At 49.0% G+C, this 13,619-nt stretch carries 15 protein-coding genes; 3 read left to right on the plus strand and 12 right to left on the minus strand.

The annotated features are described in order from the left end of the window. Nucleotides 1–12 precede the first annotated feature (12 nt). On the plus strand, nucleotides 13–1,182 hold the full coding sequence (locus AB5903_RS03075; RefSeq protein WP_149923551.1) for a PepSY domain-containing protein: 1,170 nt from the start codon (nucleotides 13–15) through the stop codon (nucleotides 1,180–1,182). Between the two features lie 87 nt (nucleotides 1,183–1,269). Here the strand turns inward: AB5903_RS03075 and AB5903_RS03080 are convergent, their stop codons facing one another. From AB5903_RS03080 to AB5903_RS03110, 7 genes are all read right to left on the minus strand, one after another. Next, entirely contained in the window at nucleotides 1,270–2,745 is a 1,476-nt protein-coding gene (locus tag AB5903_RS03080; protein ID WP_149923550.1) for an OmpA family protein, read from the minus strand. Nucleotides 2,746–2,798: 53 nt separating this feature from the next. Next, a complete protein-coding gene (gene mobV / locus AB5903_RS03085) occupies nucleotides 2,799–4,256 on the minus strand; it encodes a MobV family relaxase (RefSeq protein WP_149923549.1) in 1,458 nt (485 codons plus the stop codon). 221 nt (nucleotides 4,257–4,477) lie between these two features. After that, nucleotides 4,478–5,320: a MarR family transcriptional regulator gene (locus AB5903_RS03090; RefSeq protein ID WP_149923548.1), complete on the minus strand. Its 843-nt coding sequence runs from the start codon at nucleotides 5,318–5,320 to the stop codon at nucleotides 4,478–4,480. Beyond that, entirely contained in the window at nucleotides 5,310–5,900 is a 591-nt protein-coding gene (locus tag AB5903_RS03095; RefSeq protein ID WP_149923547.1) for a hypothetical protein, read from the minus strand. Before AB5903_RS03095 ends, AB5903_RS03090 begins: the two co-directional genes overlap by 11 nt. Continuing rightward, entirely contained in the window at nucleotides 5,897–6,295 is a 399-nt protein-coding gene (locus tag AB5903_RS03100; RefSeq protein ID WP_192910181.1) for a hypothetical protein, read from the minus strand. The genes AB5903_RS03095 and AB5903_RS03100 overlap by 4 nt, the downstream gene beginning before the upstream one ends. Before the next feature lie 10 nt (nucleotides 6,296–6,305). Then, entirely contained in the window at nucleotides 6,306–6,758 is a 453-nt protein-coding gene (locus AB5903_RS03105) for a hypothetical protein (RefSeq protein ID WP_007571948.1), read from the minus strand. A gap of 26 nt (nucleotides 6,759–6,784) precedes the next feature. Beyond that, a complete protein-coding gene (locus AB5903_RS03110; RefSeq protein WP_149923546.1) occupies nucleotides 6,785–7,834 on the minus strand; it encodes a hypothetical protein in 1,050 nt (349 codons plus the stop codon). Nucleotides 7,835–8,068: 234 nt separating this feature from the next. Here AB5903_RS03110 and AB5903_RS03115 point away from each other — a divergent pair, with 234 nt between their 5' ends. Together AB5903_RS03115 and AB5903_RS03120 are read left to right on the plus strand one after the other, a co-directional pair. Then, entirely contained in the window at nucleotides 8,069–8,701 is a 633-nt protein-coding gene (locus tag AB5903_RS03115) for a recombinase family protein (protein ID WP_149923545.1), read from the plus strand. Nucleotides 8,702–9,049: 348 nt separating this feature from the next. Beyond that, nucleotides 9,050–9,382 (plus strand): multidrug efflux SMR transporter, encoded by a 333-nt coding sequence (locus AB5903_RS03120; RefSeq protein WP_054350105.1) that lies wholly within the window; start codon nucleotides 9,050–9,052, stop codon nucleotides 9,380–9,382. A 100-nt stretch (nucleotides 9,383–9,482) separates the two neighbouring features. Here the strand turns inward: AB5903_RS03120 and AB5903_RS03125 are convergent, their stop codons facing one another. From AB5903_RS03125 to AB5903_RS03145, 5 genes are all read right to left on the minus strand, one after another. Continuing rightward, a complete protein-coding gene (locus AB5903_RS03125) occupies nucleotides 9,483–9,719 on the minus strand; it encodes a winged helix-turn-helix domain-containing protein (protein ID WP_007571944.1) in 237 nt (78 codons plus the stop codon). A gap of 207 nt (nucleotides 9,720–9,926) precedes the next feature. After that, nucleotides 9,927–11,291 (minus strand): MATE family efflux transporter, encoded by a 1,365-nt coding sequence (locus tag AB5903_RS03130; protein WP_149923544.1) that lies wholly within the window; start codon nucleotides 11,289–11,291, stop codon nucleotides 9,927–9,929. Nucleotides 11,292–11,604: 313 nt separating this feature from the next. Further along, entirely contained in the window at nucleotides 11,605–12,102 is a 498-nt protein-coding gene (locus tag AB5903_RS03135) for a hypothetical protein (RefSeq protein WP_149923543.1), read from the minus strand. A gap of 159 nt (nucleotides 12,103–12,261) precedes the next feature. Next, nucleotides 12,262–12,840, minus strand: a complete 579-nt coding sequence (locus AB5903_RS03140) for a DUF4251 domain-containing protein (protein ID WP_149923542.1) — start codon at nucleotides 12,838–12,840, stop codon at nucleotides 12,262–12,264. Between the two features lie 11 nt (nucleotides 12,841–12,851). After that, entirely contained in the window at nucleotides 12,852–13,610 is a 759-nt protein-coding gene (locus tag AB5903_RS03145; RefSeq protein WP_149923541.1) for a NigD-like C-terminal domain-containing protein, read from the minus strand. Nucleotides 13,611–13,619: the final 9 nt, after the last annotated feature.

The raw sequence follows: 13,619 nt of genomic DNA on the forward strand, positions 1-13,619 counted from the left end.
AATAAAGAAACGATGAGAAAAGTATTTAGAAACATACATCTCTGGTTGTCCGTTCCTTTCGGGCTGATTATTACGTTAATCTGCTTTTCGGGTGCCATGCTTGTATTTGAGGGCGAAATCATGCAACTGACACACCGAAGTCTTTACTACGTGGAAAAAACGGACGGCAAACCTCTACCGATGGATAAACTGGCCTCGAAGGTGGCCGGGAAATTGCCCGAAGATGTGAGCATAACAGGGATTACAGTCTTTTCAGACCCGGAAAAATCCTATCAGGTGAACCTTTCCAAGCCCAAACGGGCTTCCGTCTATATAGACCAATATACGGGCGAGATAAAGGGCAAATACCAGCGTTCCCCGTTTTTCAGTACCATGTTTTTCCTGCACAGGTGGCTGTTGGACAGCCGTCCCGCAGGAGACGGCATATTCTGGGGTAAGATGATTGTAGGCGTCAGCACCCTGATGTTCGTTTTTGTCCTGATATCCGGTATTGTCATCTGGTGGCCGTGTACATGGAAAGCGTTGAAAAACAGCCTGAAGATAACTGCACGAAAAGGGATGGCCCGCTTCTGGTACGGCTTGCATGTGGCCGGCGGCATGTATGCGCTTTTGCTTATACTGGTCATGGCATTGACCGGGCTTACCTGGTCTTTCGGCTGGTATCGCACGGCCTTTTACACAGTTTTCGGAGTTGATACGCCCTCCCGCATGGAACACGGACACGCAGCCGTGAATATGAATATAGAGAAAAGTAAGAAAGGAAACGGACGGAAAGAAGGTAAAGAGTATGACAGGAAAGGCGATGCCCTGCACGGCAATACCCTCTCTTTTGTCTATTGGCAGCAAGTGTACGAAGAACTGGCTAAAGAAAATCCCGGCTGCAAGCAAATCAGCGTGTCCGACGGCTCAGCCAGTGTGTCTTCCAACTTTTTCGGCAACACACGGGGAGCGGACCGCTATACCTTCGACTCCCGTACCGGAAAGATTACCGGCGTTTCCCGTTACGCAGAAATGGATAACTCCAGTAAAATACGCGGCTGGATTTATTCGGTACATGTGGGAAGCTGGGGAGGAATGCTTACCCGCATTCTATGGTTTCTCGCAGCCTTATTGGGAGCCAGCCTGCCGCTGACGGGTTATTATTTATGGATTAAACGCATTTGCCGCAAAAAGCATTCCTGATGCTGTTTCGGGAATCAACAACAAAAAAAACAAAGAATGACGACCATGAAATCGTCACTCTTTGTTTTCTATCGTTTCAGAAAGGGGTTATTTTCCTCTCTTTCCCGTTTCGAAGAAGAAGAGTTCCACCTTTGTATGCCGGTTGGCTTCCGTGGGGACATAATCGGAAATACCGCCTTCGCCGGTCTTGGTCAACCTGTCTGACGGTAATCCCCGTTTGTTCAGTTCCGAGGCGATATAGTCGGCCCTCGAAACACTCAAGGCATTGTTGATACCGATTGTTCCAGTCGCACTATCGGCTGCTCCCGTGACTTTGACCTTCAGACCGTATTTCTTTGCCACCCGTGCCAGTTCGTCGAGATTGACCAACTGGGAGGTGTCTGTCAGGTGCGACGTGCCGAGTTCAAAGAAAAAGAAGATGGGAGCACCGATACATTCCCGTCCGGACTGCATCCGCACGGCATAGTCTGCCAAGGTGCTGTCAGGAAGATTCTCGAACTGTCCTGTTCCGAGGCCAGACACGCTGTCCTGCCTATGCTGCAGGCTGTCTGCCCGGCCATTCCCGTTCAGGGCTTGTTTTTCCAAGGGCGATTTCCCGTTCCAATGCCTGTTCTTCAACCTTGCCCGCAGAGAGTTCAGTCCGCTATAATTGTTCCTCGGATAACCATTGCGCCCGATGGTATCGTCATCGTCAAAAAGATGACAATACGTGTCAAGCAACCCTTCGATTTCCAGAATCTTCTTCAACTCGGCCAGCGTCCGGCGGTCCTTGTCATGCTGTCCCGCATAACGGCTGTTCTGTTCCGACAGGACATTGACATAATCAACGAGCCACTGGTCGCGACGAACGTAGGGACTTGGGTCTATGGCCCGTTTCCAGCCGACTTTGCCAATATGGAAAGAGAATCCGGCGGTAAGTGAAAGCATGTGGTCGCCTAATCGGTTTGCCTTACCGTACCCGTCAAAGTCTTGGAAGGTGGTCGTACCGGAAAGTTCCACAAGGGCGCTAACCCTTTTGGAAATCCGGTACTGTCCCTGTATGCCGTAGGAGATGGCAAGTGGGTTGTGGCCATTCGTCGCATGATGCAGCAGCCCGATACCGGCAAAGGGAGCCAGATGCCAGCGAACCTGTTCCTGCCGGGCATAGCTGCCGCCGAGCACATTCCATAGCAGATCCGCATGGAGGTGGTGGTACTCTTGCACGGCCAACATACCGTCCTTGAACTGCAATCCGCTATAATTTATCCGTGCGCCGACCCACGGGGTGAACCACTTGCCGAGGGCAAAGCTGTACGAGGGTTTCAGCCTCCCGAACAGGTCTTCGCAGCCGAGCGGGGTGCCGAGAAAGGCCGTCGTGCCTCCGGCTATACTGACGAACCAGTTACCGTTCCCCCGTGCCGGAACGACCACTCCGTCAAGGTATGAGGGCTGTAACGGCTGCAACAGTTCTGTGTCATCGTAACGGAACGTGCAGCGTACAGTATCCTTCTCCGTGGGTTGTACATCCGCACGGGCTTGCAGCGTACAGAACGCCGCAAAGATAAAGATGATATTCTTTGTCATAATTCCAATGTTTTTAATTATAATCTATTCGGTTTCCAAACATTCTTTGCCGTTTATCGTTTGGGCTTTTTGCCGATGGCCGGACGCATCATGCGGCTCGCCATTCTCATGCAGCGGAGCGCCCATGCCCGGTTGTCCTCGTCGTCATCGCGTCCCCATTTGAGGTCACTGCCGCCACCACCTCCGCCATGTGTTTCGGCAAATGTAGTGGCATCATCGACCATGCCGAGGAACAACAGTGTGGCGCAGTGCATGACTTCCGTGCCTTGTTCTGCCACGGAGCGCACGAGCGTGTCATCGAACAGTTGCCGTTCGGAGGGCTTCATACGTGCCGAAAGTTCCCGCCACTCATCGACCATGTTTTCCAGCATGGCATCCTTGAGCAGGCTGTCCACTTTGGAATGTACATCACGGGTGTATTCGTAGGCTTCTTCCTTAAGCTGTTCCGTGCGTTCCTGAATGGCATCCATATTCTCTTTGAGGTCGGAAAGCTGTCGGTCGGCAGTCCGTAACTTCTCCTGTTTGTCTGCCAGTTTCCCTTGGATAGCGACCAGTTCTTTTTCGAGTTTCTCTTTCTCGGCGAATATGGCCAAGGCATCGTCTTTTCGGGAGTTCATGTCATTTTCGAGTGCTGCCAGTTGGGCCTCCTTTTCGGATTTCTCTCGTCGCAGATTTTCCACCATTGAAGTGAGACCTTTTACCCTGCGCTCTGCCAGCCGTATATCCGAATGAAGATCGGAAAGCACTTTTTGGTGGCGGTCAATATTCTCCTCGATAGTTGTACACTCTTCCGAGAGCATACGGCGGTATTCTTCCGTCGTCCTGTGCCGTGCGCCGGTCTCGGCGACGCTCCGGCCTCTCGCCATTCCCCATTTCGTGTTGACCTCGGCGAAAAAGTCCGTATGGAGCTGTTTCATCCTTGCGCTATATTCGAACTTGTCCTTTCCGGCGAATATCTCCTTGTACGCAAACTTCCCGTCTTTAATCGGCAGAAGCGTGCAATGCACGTGCGGGTTCAACTCATCGAGGTGTACTATGAAGGCGGCGACATTCTGTTCGCCGTATCTGCCACAAACGAATGAATAGACATCCTTGGCCCAGCGTTCGATGTCGCTCTTCCTTTTGATGCAGGTATTGTCCGCACCTTTTTCAAAATCCACCTTCTGCGTGCCGAAAGCGAGTTCGTGCATCCGCTCCCGCGAACCGCCGAAGATAATGTTTACCACCGTTCGGTACTTCGGTTCAATCAGTCCCTCATTTGGGTCCTTGATTCCGCGACGGTCCAATATGTCCGCTATCCGTTCCGGGATATTGCGGCTCGTGTCGATGGGGCGAACCTTTCCTCCGGGCACAATCTCGAAATTCAGATGTTTGCGGGTGGGGTCGTAGTTACCCTTGCTCATGGCGTACTGCTCCGCCTCTTTGCTGCGATTGCGCAGGTGTTCGTTGCCTTGGGCGGCAGTGATCCCTTTCGACACCTGAACGTCAAGAACCTGTTTTGCATTTGCCATACTGTTTCCGTGTTGTTTCGGACAATCCTCCGTGTCCCAGCTTGCTGCTTGTACGGACACCCTTCCCACCGACGAATGTCGGTCGGGGTATTAGGCTCCCCCTTCCCTTTGTTCAGTGGCAGGCGGGCAAGCCCGGATGCCTGCTATAACTGGAAGGATATTTGGACCGGAACCGGGGCGAATTACCCGTGGTTATACAATCTTTGTCCGCGAATCCCTGTTCAACTTTCTTCCTGCGCCTTCGCCAGAAGCGATAGAAAGGGTTTACGAAGCGATTCAAGGCGTTCCGTCTCTTCGTCCGTACCGAAGTCTGTTCCATTCGTCTTGCCGTCGATAATAAGCTCTGCAAGCTCTTTCGAGGCTTCGATGAATGCAGCCCACTCCCCACCAAGATCGAGCCGGAAGAATTGCACGAGCGGTGAGCCGTCGTCGAATCTTGACTTGCGCAGAACCCGCCAAAGGGCGGCATGGGCGATACACTCCAAAACGGTCTCACGCAATTGTTCTTCTGACCGGTGGGTATGCACGGATGTCGTACCGGAATGATTGTCCGGATAGGCCCGGCTGTCCCGTCCGGCTATCTCCGCCAAGGTCTGACGCATGATTTGTCCGCATGATTTGCCGACATCGAAAGAGGTTGCTTTGCCAATCACCCAATCGTACAGTATTCCTTGTATTCTTGCGGCAAAGTCCGTTTCTTTCTGTCCACTGTCCGGCATGTCAGGCGTACCGATTCGCAGGTGCATGGTAATGATGACGCTTTTCGCCAGCCGGATACGTTCCAACTGCCCGAATGCTTCGAGCGTGTCCAGAAACGAGCGGACGGTGGCGCGGTGCCAATGCCACTCGGATGCAAGGTCGGAAACGGTCACATGGCACTGGCAGGGACCGAGGTCGTAGTCCTGTTTCCTTAAAAACGGGGAGACGAAACCTGCCAGCGATTTATCCAACAGGTCGCAGTAGGCTTCTGTTCTTGTTTTCCGCTCGCCGACTTTTTCTTTCAGATAGTCGAACACTTCCGTGTTGGCCAGTATGGTGGCGGGCGCTTCATTTCTATTTCTCATTTTCGTTCTGTTTTTGATGATTCATATCGTGCGGATTGTATGAACTGCCATTATCCGCATTATCGTGACAGTCTTGCGTGATGATACTATGATAACTGTCGGCTAATGCTCCGGGATATTCCAACCATTCGAGGAATTTGCGCATGTCTGTCCTTTCGGACATGACCCTTGCCGACGGGTAGAACAGGGCAGCCAAAAGAATAAAGGCGATGGTTACGGACATCGTGTACAGATGCGGCACGAAGCCGATGACCAATGCCAAGAGCGCAAACCAGACGAAACGTTTCGGCCGGTCGAGCAAACAGCGCATCCATCGGTCCGCCCGCCGGAAAGAGGCCCATGCGGCACACACAATGGTGGATGGCACAACACCGAACTCGCCGGGGTGTCCGCTCGTATAGACATAATGGAAGAGGAGCAATACGATAAGCAGCACATGGGTGTACAACCTGCGGGCCTTTTCGCTCCATATCATTTTATCGTAGAATTTTGCCATGAAGTAACGTCTGCTCCTGTACAACAGTGCCGGAAGGACGACAGGCATTGCAAGAAACACAAACTGTAATATAATCCAAGTCATAACAGGTAATAGGGTTTGGAGGGTATGTGAACGGGCCGTACCACGAGTTCCAAGCGGACAATCCCGTGGGTGGCCAAGCGGATAATGTTCTCGGTGTCTTCAGCTGTCAGGGACGATGCGCCTTTCTTCATCCGGGACTTGAATGTGCCGTTCTGCTTACGGTATGTAGCCAGTGCCGCGTCCAGATCATGCTCCGGAATCGTCCACGTCATGCCCCGGTCGTATGTGCCATGCGGTTTGCAAGCACGCAGTACCAGCGTGCGGGACACCAGGAAATCGGTCCGGTTGTTCCTCGGAATGACGTGCTCCTTGTAGAGGTTGTCATCGGCCACCTCTATCCATGTGCGGTATGTGTCGATGCAGAAAATCATCTGGCGATATATCGTGTTTCGCATAGGAACTGTTTTACATGAAATCCAACAGCACGTCTTCCAGCTCCTTCTTGTACTTGAAGCTGCCGTTTCCGGTGTGGAGTTTCAAGTCGAGAGACAGGTCGCCGTACATCAGTTCCAACGAATCGTAAACGGTCGCGATGACGCGGTTTACCTTGCCGTCCGCGTCTGTCCGGGCGTTCATCTTGAACATTTGTCCGAAAGCGGGATTGGAGTAGGCACAGGTGCTATGACCGGATTTTTCCAATCCGACCGGCACATGGTGGTAGAGCGTGATCAGCTCCATGTCGTCCTCGAATATGTCCATGACCTCCTCCAAATCATAGGGGTCCCGCAACGGAAATGTGAGCAGAACGTAGTCACCGTAAAACTGCGGCTCCTCCATTGTCGCCACATTGAGAAGCTGCGGCATTTGCAGGGGCACGAACGACATAAAGTCATCCAGAAAGTGTCGTAACATAATCATATATCGTTTATTTTGTGAATAGGCTTTTACAAAGAGGCGATGAATATCTCCATGAGCATACCGGGCAGCTCGTCCAACCGATTTCTCTCCGATGGCAGGATTTTACGCAGTGTCTCGAAAGCGCCGGGTGTTTCGGTCGCAATCCGGTCGAGGGCTTTCTTATCATCCGGGGAGAGAAGCGTCATACAGAGGCCGTCCAAGGAAGCGTAGGGCTGGAGTATCATCCAGATGTAGGCGTGCGCCTGTTCGGGTGTCGCGACTTCGCCCCGATGTATGTCGTCGAGACAGGTACGCACGTTCTGTATCAGTCGGCGGTCGGCACGCAGGGCCATGTATATCAGGGCCTCCTTGTAGGTAATCTCTTTGCGTCCGGCAGCGAGAAACACCTCGGAACAGCACTTCTCCGTGTCGCGGGTAATGTCGGCCATGTTTGCACTGCCGGAATCGTGCAGACCGGACAGAAAAGCGCGAAAAACGGCGTCTTCTTTCTCGATGAATCTCTTGAGGTCACGACTGTCGTGTATGCCGTCGTTCAGGGTTCCGGCAAGCAACTTACGATATGCCGACAGCGTTTGCTCCTTGTTGCCACGGTAGGCAGGCCGTTTATCCAGTGCTGCGAAAAACGGACGGATCTCCTCGGCGGAACGGTGTAGTTCCACGTCTTCAGCATAGGGAGAGAACCGCTCTTTCAGGCTCAACACTTCCTTGTAGGTGCGCGGTTTCGACAGGGCCAACCGGGAAAGTTCCGAGCAAATGGAATCGTGTAACAGACGACATTCTTTCCGTGTGCCGGAATGGACCTGACGTGCCGTGTCCTGCCGAATGGCTGCAGCCACGGAATCTTTCAAGGTTTGCCATTTCCCGATACATACGGTCAGCTCTTCAAAGGAAAATTCTTGGGACTTGCGTATCTCGGAGAGGTACTCTCTGTACAGACCGGCAGGTGTGTCTTGGGGTTCCACCAGTGATTTGCCGTTCGGACCGTCGCATGACGGGAATGTAAAAACGGCAATCGAAGCGGCAGAAAGTCCAGCAATGGAAAGTATGATTTTTAAGTATGATTTTCTACTATTCATTGTTCAATTTTGAATTTTATAGCGCAAATCTAAGTATTATTTTCAAGATGGCAAGTGTTGAAATTTGTTTTATAAGCCATTTTTAACATTGTACTTAATAGTTTGATTTTCAGTGAAAACAAGTGAAGAAAACGGGAGGTTTAAGTGCTTTATTCGATTTTCCGTTCAAAGTATGGTTTAGTTTAAAATAAAACTGTTATATTTGTACTTGTTATCATAGAAGTGTACAATGAGATGGCAAAAGTAGGTTACATATTTAAGGCGGATCGTTACGACGGGTTCGAGGCTGACAAAGAATGGATGCAGAAGTACGGCTGTGTACAAGTGATAGAGGAACCGGTCGAAAGCGAGGCGCTACGGCCTAAATGGAAACAGCTTGTGGCGAGCCTCGAAAGGGGCGACGAGGTAGTGGTGGCCAAATTCAGCAATGCCCTCCGAGGGTCGCGCGAACTGTCGGCTTTCATTGAGTTGTGCCGTATCAAGGTGGTACGCATCATATCCATCCATGACCGGATCGACTCACGGGGTAAACTGTTTCCCGAAACGACGGTTGCCGATGTGCTGGAGATGTTCGGGGCGCTTCCCGAAGAGGTGGCGATACTGCGATATTCGTCCGCACATGTCTTGAGCCTGCAACAGAACGCGAAGATTCCGAAGAAAACGATGAAGGCTATGGATAAGGCCGACAAAGAAAATGCTATTGTTGACATGTATGTCAACGGTCATTCGTTCGAGGACATCATGGCGGTAAGCGGGTACAGTAGCCGGAGTTCGGTGTTCAGCGTGCTCAACAGACATGGAGTAAAGCTCAATAGAGGAAAATTCAAAGGACCGTTGGGCAAGCGTAAGCCGAAAGATGAGCAATGAGTTTTTACATTCTCGTGCGGATTAAATATTTTTGAGAATTAGGATTAATCCTTTCTATTCTCGTTGATTTTATAGTGTTTTGCATTAACTTTAAGTATTATAGAATATGGGAGAACTTATCGTTTTTATAGTGGTTTTCTATGTTATCGGAAAGATTCTGAAAGCTATATTCGGAGGTTTCAGCAAGAGCGATTACCATCATGACCGGTAAACGGGGGCTGGGTTCTTGCCGGCCTTGGTTACAGGATCGGGATTTGTATGTTTTATACTCCATTCCTTTTATCAGCGGTTGTCCGTATGTCTGGCGGGAGTAAAACGGTTTGTATAAATTACTGATATGAATGAACAATGAAGACTTATCTTATCTTGTTTTTGGCTATCGTTTTTGAAACCGTAGCCACCTCTTTTTTGAAACAGAGCGAACAGTTTACCAAACTCGTTCCATCCGTATTGACCATTTTGGGGTACGCGGCGGCTTTCTATTGCCTGAGTGTCGTACTGAAGAGCATCCCGGTAGGCATAGCTTACGCCATTTGGTCGGGAGTGGGTATCATTCTTATTGCGCTTATCGGCTTTTTCGTTTTCAAACAGCACCTTGACATGGCTGCCATTATCGGGCTGGCCCTGATTATTGCCGGAGTGGTCGTCATCAATGTTTTCTCTGACTCGGTTTCCCATTGATGGAAGTGTCCCGTCATTGTGTTCTATACCAAACGAAAAGAAAGAAATCATGTTTTTCATCAGCATGGTTTCTTTCTTTTTTCAGCATTATAGGAAGGAGTCAAATATATACATTCAACATAAGATACAAGTATGCCTTTTCGTCCTTACTGTTATGATGCTCAAGTTCGAATTGTACCTTATCTTCACGGGCCAACCAGCCAATAGCACTACCCAACTCGGCATCATCCATCCCTGTAATTTTCTTTATCTCTGAAAATTCCCATTTACGGAGATGGTCACTATTCAATAAACGCCAAACTTTACCAGCGTTCTCGCCAATGATGTATTTATCCATAAATTATAATATATTTATTGTTATATGCATATAATATGTTATGCAAATGTACAGTTTTGATAACGAATTATTGTTTATGCCCCATTAATGTTTATTAATACATCATGCATTTGGCGGAATTTTTATTCCGGATAACTGCTCAGAATGCCGCTACCAATCAAACTTTTTTGATAGCGGCATTTTACATGGAACCTAAATCCGAAAAAATTACCTGCAAATTATGGCACGTTGCCGGGAATATATCCAAAATGTAACGACAATCACTAAAGTCGTCAGAATTTCAGACAACGGTAAGGCGAGCCAAATTCCTTTTACTCCCATTATGGCAGGTAATACCATGAAGCACGGAACCAGAAAAACAAATCCACGTAAGACTGCAAATGTTATGGCCGGCTTTACCCGTTCCATGCTCTGATAATATCCAATAATGGAGAGATTCAAAATAAAGAAGATGAACCCCGTGCCATAATAAGGGAATCCTTCTATCGCTATGCGTGCGGCAGTATTGTCAATGCGCAGGAACAGTCCGACAAGCAATTCAGGAAACAGGATAAAGGCGGCAGTAGAAATGACTCCGCAAACTAATGCCGCAAACACGGAAACGCGTAAGGCGGAACGAACTCTTTCCGTGCTTCCTGTGCCGAAATTGTAACTGATAATAGGCTGGGCAGATTGGGCAATAGCGTTACCTATCATGAAGACGAACGGGAGATAATAACAGCTTACTCCGAAAGCACCTACTCCGTCATCTCCCAAATGGCGCATGAATACATGGTTACCGATGAACAGCAATATCGCCATTGTCAATTCGCCTAACAAGGCGGATGAGCCTATCTTGCACTGCATTCCTATATCATGGAAGAAGAACAAAATCCTTTTTCTACCCAGACGGAGAGAATGCAAACGAGTGTCACGGGCATAGAACAACAAGTAACCCATCGCCACTGCTGCCCCGGCCAAACAACTCAGGGAGGTAGCAAATGCCGCCCCCATCACTCCCCAGCCCAGCGGGAAGATGAACAGCCAGTCAAGAACGACATTCACCACTGCGGCTATGATACTGCACCACATGGCAAGTTTCGGAGCACCATCCAGCCGCATGGCAAACAAGGCAACGGCAATCCACAACTCGAACAGCAGAGACGGGGAAAACCAGACCAGATAATCGACAACCAGCGGCAGCAAATGCTCCGACGAGCCAAGCATACGGGCGGTTTCTTCGGGAAACGCCAGAATGAATCCCCCGACGGTCACGGATATGAGCGTCACGAAAAGCATGGCTTGAGTGATGGTCGCACGTGCCAAAACGGTTTTCCCTTTCGACAAGTAAATGGAAGCGATTACGGAACAACCTGCCCCCATCATCAGCCCGGCACCCATGAGTGACATCAGCAGAGGGACGCAGATATTTACAGCCGCAATCCCGTCGCTGCCCACGCCGTGTCCCACGAAAATCCCGTCGATGGTCGTTACCGCCGACATACTTAACATTCCCAACAGAGTGGGGAAAAACAGTTTCTTAAACAGAATGGAAACTTTCTCATTCCCAAAATCAATCACTTTTTCTTTCATACGTCTTTGTATTTTATGTTATATGGTTTACCTCCGGCAGAAAATGACGGAAGCCGGATAAGACGATGGTTTTACCCAGTCATCTTATCCGGCTTCCATAGCCCTCCGATGAGGATTATAAAATGTCCTTTGCGTTATTTCGCCGCAAAGGTGAGCCAAAGATTTGACTTATCCAAAAAAAGTTGCATTTTTGTACATTGCTATTTTTCTTACAAAGATATGACAAAAGCAGGGATTCTTACCCGGATTGCACAGCAGACCGGATTACAGAATGATGACCCGGCATCATTCGGATTTCCACTTTGGAATAGGGCTATTTTTCTTCATATTCCTCTATACGGAACCGATAGACAGTCACATTCAATAAATCATAACTTGCCCGATAAGCCACTGCACGTATTGCCATTCCGTCATTCGCTTCAAGAATATATTCATTTTTACTATTGTTCATACGATACCACATGCCATTTTGACTATAAATGAATCTTATAGAATTTGTTTCAGACTGGTAATCCCAACTGATTTTATATTTGGCAGTTTCACCTTTATGGAAAGAGAAGGTACACGTATGTTCGTCATAGTTGATATAGTCCAAATCCGTAATCTCTTCCTTATAGAAATTCAAGACTGCAACTTTACCTAAAGTATCATAGGCAAGCTGTACATAGTTTTCCGGAATACACTGATATTTAAAGGTCTCGCCCAAATGTAATTTAGGCAGTGGAGTATATTCTCCTATTTCATCATTGTCGCAAGACTGGCTTACACAAATCATAGACAAACACAACAATATAGTAAATATCTTGTTCATTTTCTTTTATTTAAAGTTATTAAAAATTTCCACTTCATTCCTCATGAACGAAGTGGAAAAATTGAATATGCAATGTGCGAAGTGGTTAAACTGTTTACCCATTCCGCTTCTTTTTACCGTTTTATCATCGGTACATGGCATTATTTGTTTTTATATGATTCAAAGTGCCCGTCCTTTGAAAACATCAGACTTGCCGGAAGGGAGTAAAACTCCGTAAAGCGTAACCCGGTTGGAGTGGAAATTGGGATTTACCGTTACAGAAGCCATGTAGCTGTTTTTGGGTAACGATATGTCCACCATTGCCGAGAGTCCTGTCCCAGAGACACTCATGGTAAGGATAACATTCCCTTTCTTGTCCGTCTTCAGCTTGATATTGGAAGCCCTTCCTTCAAGCGTTATTCCCCCGACACCGTTCGGGCCTCCACCATAGAAAGGCGCTATCTGTATGACGGCCTTGTCGTCCGACAGGGAGACAAAATTCGTGTTGGAAGTGACAAAGGCCGTTTCTCCCCGTTTGAAGGACAGCCTGTTTGCTTCCAGTACAAAGTCCAATTGCTCCAAGGCTGTAAAGGCTTCCACCGACCGGATAGAGTCCTGTATCGCCTCGATACGTTTTTCCACTTCACGCTTCTGGGCGCTTTCCTGTTCCGCTTTCGTATAAATGCGCCGTTCCGTCTGCGCTCCGGCTGCCACGGCACTTGCCAGCAGCATAACCAATAAAATCAATCTTTTATCCATAGTGCAAAAATTTATTGTATGCTTACATTGTTTCCGTCATCATCCGAATTTTCGGTCTCCTCATTGTTTTCAGACGAGGTGCGGTAATACCCGCCGTCCTCCCATGTAGCCACGGTACCTCGATGCGTGTACCACTGCCACTTGAGCTTTACATACACTTTCTCATTCTTTCCCTCCGTAACCTCTTCCATATTGAAGGAAGCGGTGGCGGTCCCCATTCTTGTCCGGACGGTATCGGCAAAGGCGTTGTGCCGCAGGGTCAGGAAAATGGTATCGGCCGTACTCTTCACATCGTCGTAAACCACGTTCACCAGATGCGAGGTATTCGAGGACGGATTGTATTCCAGTCCGAGCCTCATGTTGAGATAACCTCCGCCGAACCACGCATCCTTTACCTGTACCGGCTCATCGCCCAGCTCTTCATCGTCCGTATCGGAGGCCCGAACGATGTCCTTCGCCAGGAGCTGGTAGTATTTGTTGATCCTGACGCGGTAGGTGTTTATATCCTCCCGGTCCAGAATACTACAGTTGACAAACACCCGTTCGCCGTCCGTCAGGTCATGCCCGACAGAAGACTCGTCAGGAATCAACACATTCCCCTTGTCCGTGGTGATAGTTCCTTCACCGGCAACTCCCATACTGACAGAACCCGTATAAGGGGCAGGGACACGCACATACTTCTCGTCATCCGAACAGGAGGACAGAACAAACGGTAATGATACCGCAACAAGCAGCACCATACCCGACATCAAAATACTTTTTCTACCCATAACTATTCC

The organism is Bacteroides sp. 2201st1_D9_2201SCRN_220225 (assembly GCF_040928965.1).
GTDB classification, from domain to species: domain Bacteria; phylum Bacteroidota; class Bacteroidia; order Bacteroidales; family Bacteroidaceae; genus Bacteroides; species Bacteroides stercoris.

Coding starts and splice junctions, on each gene's coding strand:
- AB5903_RS03075 (WP_149923551.1), top strand. CDS start 13: ATGAGAAAAGTATTTAGAAACATACATCTCTGGTTGTCCGTTCCTTTC.
- AB5903_RS03080 (WP_149923550.1), bottom strand. CDS start 2,745: ATGACAAAGAATATCATCTTTATCTTTGCGGCGTTCTGTACGCTGCAA.
- mobV (WP_149923549.1), bottom strand. CDS start 4,256: ATGGCAAATGCAAAACAGGTTCTTGACGTTCAGGTGTCGAAAGGGATC.
- AB5903_RS03090 (WP_149923548.1), bottom strand. CDS start 5,320: ATGAGAAATAGAAATGAAGCGCCCGCCACCATACTGGCCAACACGGAA.
- AB5903_RS03095 (WP_149923547.1), bottom strand. CDS start 5,900: ATGACTTGGATTATATTACAGTTTGTGTTTCTTGCAATGCCTGTCGTC.
- AB5903_RS03100 (WP_192910181.1), bottom strand. CDS start 6,295: ATGCGAAACACGATATATCGCCAGATGATTTTCTGCATCGACACATAC.
- AB5903_RS03105 (WP_007571948.1), bottom strand. CDS start 6,758: ATGATTATGTTACGACACTTTCTGGATGACTTTATGTCGTTCGTGCCC.
- AB5903_RS03110 (WP_149923546.1), bottom strand. CDS start 7,834: ATGAATAGTAGAAAATCATACTTAAAAATCATACTTTCCATTGCTGGA.
- AB5903_RS03115 (WP_149923545.1), top strand. CDS start 8,069: ATGGCAAAAGTAGGTTACATATTTAAGGCGGATCGTTACGACGGGTTC.
- AB5903_RS03120 (WP_054350105.1), top strand. CDS start 9,050: ATGAAGACTTATCTTATCTTGTTTTTGGCTATCGTTTTTGAAACCGTA.
- AB5903_RS03125 (WP_007571944.1), bottom strand. CDS start 9,719: ATGGATAAATACATCATTGGCGAGAACGCTGGTAAAGTTTGGCGTTTA.
- AB5903_RS03130 (WP_149923544.1), bottom strand. CDS start 11,291: ATGAAAGAAAAAGTGATTGATTTTGGGAATGAGAAAGTTTCCATTCTG.
- AB5903_RS03135 (WP_149923543.1), bottom strand. CDS start 12,102: ATGAACAAGATATTTACTATATTGTTGTGTTTGTCTATGATTTGTGTA.
- AB5903_RS03140 (WP_149923542.1), bottom strand. CDS start 12,840: ATGGATAAAAGATTGATTTTATTGGTTATGCTGCTGGCAAGTGCCGTG.
- AB5903_RS03145 (WP_149923541.1), bottom strand. CDS start 13,610: ATGGGTAGAAAAAGTATTTTGATGTCGGGTATGGTGCTGCTTGTTGCG.